Genomic DNA, 6238 nt, shown 5'->3' on the forward strand with positions numbered 1-6238 from the left:
AAAATCGGATATCTTCAGTTACGAGAACTAAATGGCAGCGCCCCGACCTCACCGCCGAAACAGTGATAGACGGATGGCTCCATACAGGTGATATCGGCACGCTGGTCGACGGAAAATTCCTCAAAATCACCGACCGCAAAAAAGAACTGTTCAAAACCAGCGGCGGCAAATACGTGGCGCCGCAACCCATCGAAAACAAGATGAAGGAAAGCCCGTTCATCGAACAGATCATGGTGGTGGGCAACGAGCGCAAGTTCGTCTGCGCCCTCATCGTACCTTCCTTCTCGCTGCTCAAACAATGGATGGGACAGAATAACGTGCCTTTCACTTCCAATGAGGAAGCCGTGAAAAATCCACAGGTGCTGGAGATGTACCAGAAAGTGATCGACCGCTACAACGCCAATTTCAACCATGTGGAGCAGGTGAAGAAATTTGCCCTGATGCCCGCCGAATGGGGAGTTGATACGGGAGAAATGACGCCGAAGCTCAGTCTTCGCCGCAAAATCATCCTCGACAAGTATAAAGACATCATCGAAAACATTTACAACGTCTGACAAGCATATGTCGGGGCCGGCGGAACTCCGCCGGCCCTTTTCTCCTGTTGTCCCCCTACCGCTAAACCCGTTAACTTTGTGACATGATACGCCCGGCTACCCCCAACGACGCACCCGCAGCGGTGCCGCTGCTGTTCCTCGCCATGGAGGAAATCGCCCGCAAGATTTCGGGCACCAACGACATGCAGGTGGTGACCCATATTTTCGAGCATCTTTTCCGCGAGCCCGCCAACCAGTACAGTTTCGAAAACACCCTGATTTACGAAAGCGACAAAGGTGTGTCCGGTATGATCATCGGGTACGACGGCGGCAGGCTCCACGAACTGCGCAAACCCGTGCTGGATTACATCCGCTGGCAGACCGGCGCGGGCGTTTGCCCGGAAGACGAAACGCAGCCGGGTGAATTCTATCTCGACAGCATCGCCGTGGCCCCGGGGAACCAGGGCAAAGGGATCGGCGGGCAACTGATCAATGCAGCCGTAGAACGGGCGGCAGGCGAGGGGATTCCCAAAGCGGGACTCCTCGTGAGCACCGATAATCCCGCTGCACAACGGCTGTATGAGCGGATGGGCTTCCAGGTCGAGTACACAATCCCCTTTGCCGGCGGGCGCTATCATCACCTCGTGAAAAAATTACAATCGGCATAGTACCTTTCCGGTACAATCGCGTCTTCCCTGCTCACTTGACTATTTATCATGCTGAAACCCATTATTTCCATCCTTTTCGCAGCCATCGCGCTGCCGGCGTTTGCCGCTCATCCGGAAACGTTTGCATCGGACGATTCACTCCGCCTGAAAGCATTGCCCCACGCCCTCACTTTCGACGCCTCCAAAGGGAGCCTGAAAGCCACGGGCGACGATAGTTTCATCCTTCATGCCAATAAAAATACAGACCTCTATTCCTTCGTTGACAGCAGTTTCTACGTACACCAGGTGCCCATGGCCACCTTCCCGGCAGGAGAGCAGTTCATTTTCTCCGCCCGCCTGCGCCCCGATTGCAAAGCTCTGTTCGACGGCGGCGCCCTGCTGCTCTACACCGATTCTTCCAACTGGGCCAAATTACTGGTGGAAAGGATGGACGACGGGCGCATCATGCTCGGTTCCTCCCTCATCACCGACCGCGTGACAGACGACAGTTACCACCGGGCCGTGAATGCCGCGGAAGTCTATGTAAAAGTGGCCAGAAACGGCAATATTTACGGGTTTTACTTCTCCGAAGACGACAAAAAGTGGCAAATCCTGCGCACCTTCCGTTACCGCCGGCCACTGGGACTGAGGATAGGATTCTACGCCCAGTCGCCCAAAGGGGAAGGCATGGACCTGCACATAACCGACGTGAAATTCAGGGCGGAGGCCTTCAAGGATTTCTATTCCGGGGAATAACATCCCCTTGCCATTCATCCATTAATTCGATGTCTGAATGACAATTATCCTATTTTGTCACGATAACTTTGTAAATCAGAGACAAAATCAGGGATGAGGAAACTAGGCTTTTTGATATGGAGCATGATCATGCTCGCAGGAACAGTCGCCATGGCACAGCAGCAACCGGGCGGTCAACAACAACAGGCGGAGATTCTCGGAAAATTGCTCGACGACCAGACAGGCAAACCGGTTGAATATGCATCGGTGGCGCTCCTGAAATCCACGGATTCTTCCGTGGTAACGGGCATGTTGTCGAAAGGCAACGGCGATTTCGATTTCCGCAACATCGCACCGGGAAAATACATTCTGAAGATCTACTTTATCGGATACGAGACTTTCTTCAAACCCGTAACGGTCCGCCAGAGCAGCGACGTCGGCAATATCCGGCTCAAAACCACGGCTACGGCGCTGAAAGGCGTGGAGGTAGTGGGCGAGAAGCCGGCTTTCACGATGGAAATCGATAAGCGCGTGTTTAACGTGGATAAGAACCTCGCCAGCGTGGGCGGCACGGCTACCGATGTATTGCGCCAGGTGCCATCCGTGAATGTGGACATCGACGGGAATGTGAGCGTGCGCAACGGGAGCCCTACCGTATTTATCGACGGCCGCCCCAGTACGCTGACGCTGGATCAGATCCCCGCGGATGCGATCCAGAGCGTGGAAGTGGTGACGAACCCTTCTGCAAAGTACGATGCTGAAGGCATGAGCGGGATTTTGAATATCGTATTGAAGAAAAACCGCAAAGCGGGGATCAACGGCCTGATCCAGGGTGGTTATACCAGCACGAGGAGCTCCAATGCCGGCGTGGATCTGAATGCGCGGCAGGGGAAAATCAACGTATTCCTGAACTACAGTCTGAGAGACCGCCGCTCGCCCATGAAACAGCATATGTTCCGCAAGAACATCGACGGGAATAATGTTTCTTATATGGATCAGTACCAGGACGGCGAATTCGGCCGCCGCTTCCAGAACGGGCGCCTGGGTTTCGACTGGTTCATCGACAACCGCAATACGATCACGTTGTCGCAGGGCATTACCGCCGGCGATTTCAATAACCTGAACACGCAGGAGATCTTCGACCTGAATGGCAACCAGGAGCGCATCCAGCGCGGGGAAGGCCGGAACGACAGCAAACATAACTTCCGGAACTATGCCACGCAGATGGGGTACAAACGGACGTTTGCGAGAGAGGGTATGGAGTTGACGGCGGATGTCACCTACAACCGCGCCAACAACCGGAACAATAACGATTACAGCCTTCAGTATTTTGATATGGCCGGTCAGCCGGGCAATACGAGTGCTTCCGAGCTTCGTTATGGAACGGGAAGCGGCAATACGACCTATCTCACCGCGCAGGTGGACTTTGTAACGCCGTTGACTGAGAAATCGAAGCTGGAAGCGGGTTTGCGGAGTAATAACCGCAAGTTCAACAACGTGCTCAATACTTTCGGGAAGGATTTTTCGACCGGGGAGTTTGCGTATGATTCCAGTTTGTCGAATCATTACCGGTACACCGAGCAAATCAATGCCGCATATGTAAGTTATACGGGCGGATACGGGAACTTCGGGTTCCAGACGGGTTTGCGTGCGGAGCAGTCGTTCTACACCGGTGAGATGCGGAATATCAAGGGCGCTTCTTATGAGATCGACTATCCCATCAGCCTGTTCCCCAGCATTTTCCTGTCGCAGAAACTGAAAGGCGACCATGAATTGCAATTGAACTACAGCCGCCGTATCCAGCGTCCCTGGTTCCGCGACCTGCTGCCTAATATTGAATATAACGCGAATTCTGCCCGGAGAGGGAATCCAACGCTGACGCCGGAGTTTACCAATTCTTTCGAGTTGTCGTACCTGAAGGATTTTGACCGGAAAGTGAATGTGCTGGCATCGGTGTATTTCCGCAATACGAACAATGCGATCACGAATTTTTATGTAGATACGATGCTGGTGCTGGACGGGCAGGAGCGCAAGGTGCTGCTGAACTACCCGATCAATGCGGACCGCCGGAATTCGTATGGCGCCGAGCTGACGGTACGTACGCAGGTGACGAAGGGCTGGGATATCACGACCAACGTGAACATGGCGCAAACGAGCGTTAGCGCGCAGGATCTGGACAACAGCGGGTTTATTTGGTTCGGGAAGGTGAACAGCAATACCAAATTGCCGTGGAACCTCACGTTGCAGGTAACGGGCGAGTATGAGTCGAAGCGGATTTTGCCGCAGGGCGAGGAAGCGCCGGAATACCAAATCGACCTGGGGTTGAAGAAGGATTTTTTGAAGAAGAAGAATTTGTCGGTAATGGTGGGGTTGAATGATATATTCAATACGGACAGGGATCTGAGCTGGACGAAGACGTCGTTTTCCGAGTCGGAGCGTTACCGGAAGCGTGTTTCGCGCGAGTTGCGGGTGAATGTAAGCTGGCGTTTCGGCAAGATGGACGCGAAGATTTTCAAGAAGAAGCGCGGTGAAGAAGGCGGCGGCGGCGATATGGGCGGCGGCGATTTCTAATTTCTCCGATTTTACGAGATATTCTCTTCCTATACTGAGATATTCCCGGCCTTTTTTCGAGGGCCGGGATTTTTTTTGCTGTAGTTTTACTGCTATTGTTTGAAAAACCAGTCAATTGTTTGTTATGCCAGTATTTACGGCAGCGCAAGGCGCTGAGCGGCCCGGGATGGGCCAGATGGGAGCGTTGATTTTACAGCTCCAGCTTTTTACTAACAAGTTTGCGTGTGACCAGCGTAAGATCTGGGTGATCGGGATGAGCCGGGATGAGGAGGTGTTGTTTACGGAATTGATACATGTGGCGGACAGGGAGCGGCCCTTTCCTCCGGCGACGCCTGTGTTTTGGCAGGCGGTGCAGAAGCGGAGTGCGGGGTTGATTTTGGCGAAGAGCGGGATAAAGGGGATTCCGGGGCCGGAGGAAGGGGATGTGCGGTTTATGGAGAGAATGTCGGCAGCGGGCGTGAAGAAGGGGTGTCCGTTGCTGGATTACCTGATGGTGGGAGGCGATTCGTGGTACAGCATGAATGCGCAACGGTTGTTTATGGTAGCCTGAGCAAGATGGATGGCATCTAATTTTCGATTTAATGGGCTGATAATGACGGGAAGTCGTGAAAAAGGATTAACTTTTTAATCTAAACCCATCAAATTACTATGCTGACGCTCCAGAACATCACAGATCCAGTGTACACGAAGCAGGAAAAAGCTAGTTATTTCGAGCGTTTTATCCGCGACCCGAGAGATGTGCCGTTTGTTCACCTGACGATCCAGATTACGCTGGTGCTGGGTGTTTCGGCGATACTGTTGTATTTGCCGTTTGTGACGGGTTGGGTATGGGGAGTGGTTGCGGCGGTGTACCTGGTATTTAACAACTTCATTTTCAAGGGGCCGTTCGGGCTGATGTTACATTGCACTTCGCACCGGGTGTTTTTCAGGAAGGAGTACGGTTTTATGAACCATTATCTGCCCTGGGTGCTGGGACCGTTGTTCGGGCAGACGCCGGAGACGTACTACAGCCATCACATCGGGATGCACCATGCGGAGAATAATATGCCGGAGGATGAGAGCAGCACGATGCGGTACCAGCGTGATTCGTTTAGGGGATTCGGCATGTACCTGTTATCTTTCTTTTTCGCAGGCGTATATCATCTCTGCACCTATTTTTACCGGAAGAACCGCAAGCGGCTGCTATACCGTTCGGTGCGCGGGGAGTTCCTGTTCATAGCGATGTGCGTAGGGCTTTCGTTCGTGAACTGGCCGGCTACTTTGGTGGTGTTCATCCTGCCCTTTGTCATTTCCCGTATCATCATGATGGTGGGGAACTGGGCGCAGCATGCCTTTATCGATGGCAGCGACCCTTCCAATCATTACAAAAATTCCATTACCTGCATCAATACGAAATATAACCACAAATGCTGGAACGACGGCTACCACATCAGCCACCACGTAAAGCCGAGCATGCACTGGACCGAGCACCCGGTATTCTTCCGGAAAACCCTGCAGGAGTACATTGACAACGAAGCCATCGTATTCGACGGGATTCACTTCCTGCATGTATGGCTCTGGCTCGTGACGAAACGGTACGATAAGCTGGCCCGTCATTTCGTGAATATCGGCGACCGGTTTGCCAGCGACGACGAAGTAATTGCGTTCCTGAAACAGCGGACGAAAAAGATCGCCGTGAGCGAAATGGAATTGGGCGTGCTTCGGGCGTAGGGGGAAGGAGCATGGCGCAAAGCAGTGGCGTACCTGCTTAAT

5 protein-coding genes and 1 pseudogene are annotated in these 6238 nt (G+C 53.0%); all 6 read left to right on the forward strand.

The window, feature by feature from the left end; genetic code table 11:
• A pseudogene (locus tag Q0510_RS15345) lies at window positions 1-554 on the forward strand (AMP-binding protein); the annotation flags it as partial.
• 83 nt (window positions 555-637) lie between these two features.
• A complete protein-coding gene (locus tag Q0510_RS15350; RefSeq protein WP_298713593.1) occupies window positions 638-1201 on the forward strand; it encodes a GNAT family N-acetyltransferase in 564 nt (187 codons plus the stop codon).
• 48 nt (window positions 1202-1249) lie between these two features.
• Entirely contained in the window at window positions 1250-1936 is a 687-nt protein-coding gene (locus tag Q0510_RS15355) for a DUF1349 domain-containing protein (protein ID WP_298713596.1), read from the forward strand.
• A gap of 93 nt (window positions 1937-2029) precedes the next feature.
• Complete coding sequence (locus Q0510_RS15360) at window positions 2030-4486, forward strand: TonB-dependent receptor (protein ID WP_298713599.1); 2457 nt, start codon at window positions 2030-2032, stop codon at window positions 4484-4486.
• Between the two features lie 124 nt (window positions 4487-4610).
• Window positions 4611-5036: a JAB domain-containing protein gene (locus tag Q0510_RS15365; protein WP_298713601.1), complete on the forward strand. Its 426-nt coding sequence runs from the start codon at window positions 4611-4613 to the stop codon at window positions 5034-5036.
• A 98-nt stretch (window positions 5037-5134) separates the two neighbouring features.
• Window positions 5135-6196: a fatty acid desaturase gene (locus Q0510_RS15370; protein WP_298713604.1), complete on the forward strand. Its 1062-nt coding sequence runs from the start codon at window positions 5135-5137 to the stop codon at window positions 6194-6196.
• Window positions 6197-6238: the final 42 nt, after the last annotated feature.

This window comes from uncultured Chitinophaga sp., from assembly GCF_937874145.1.
GTDB lineage: Bacteria > Bacteroidota > Bacteroidia > Chitinophagales > Chitinophagaceae > Chitinophaga.

Coding starts and splice junctions, on each gene's coding strand:
- Q0510_RS15350 (WP_298713593.1), top strand. CDS start 638: ATGATACGCCCGGCTACCCCCAACGACGCACCCGCAGCGGTGCCGCTG.
- Q0510_RS15355 (WP_298713596.1), top strand. CDS start 1,250: ATGCTGAAACCCATTATTTCCATCCTTTTCGCAGCCATCGCGCTGCCG.
- Q0510_RS15360 (WP_298713599.1), top strand. CDS start 2,030: ATGAGGAAACTAGGCTTTTTGATATGGAGCATGATCATGCTCGCAGGA.
- Q0510_RS15365 (WP_298713601.1), top strand. CDS start 4,611: ATGCCAGTATTTACGGCAGCGCAAGGCGCTGAGCGGCCCGGGATGGGC.
- Q0510_RS15370 (WP_298713604.1), top strand. CDS start 5,135: ATGCTGACGCTCCAGAACATCACAGATCCAGTGTACACGAAGCAGGAA.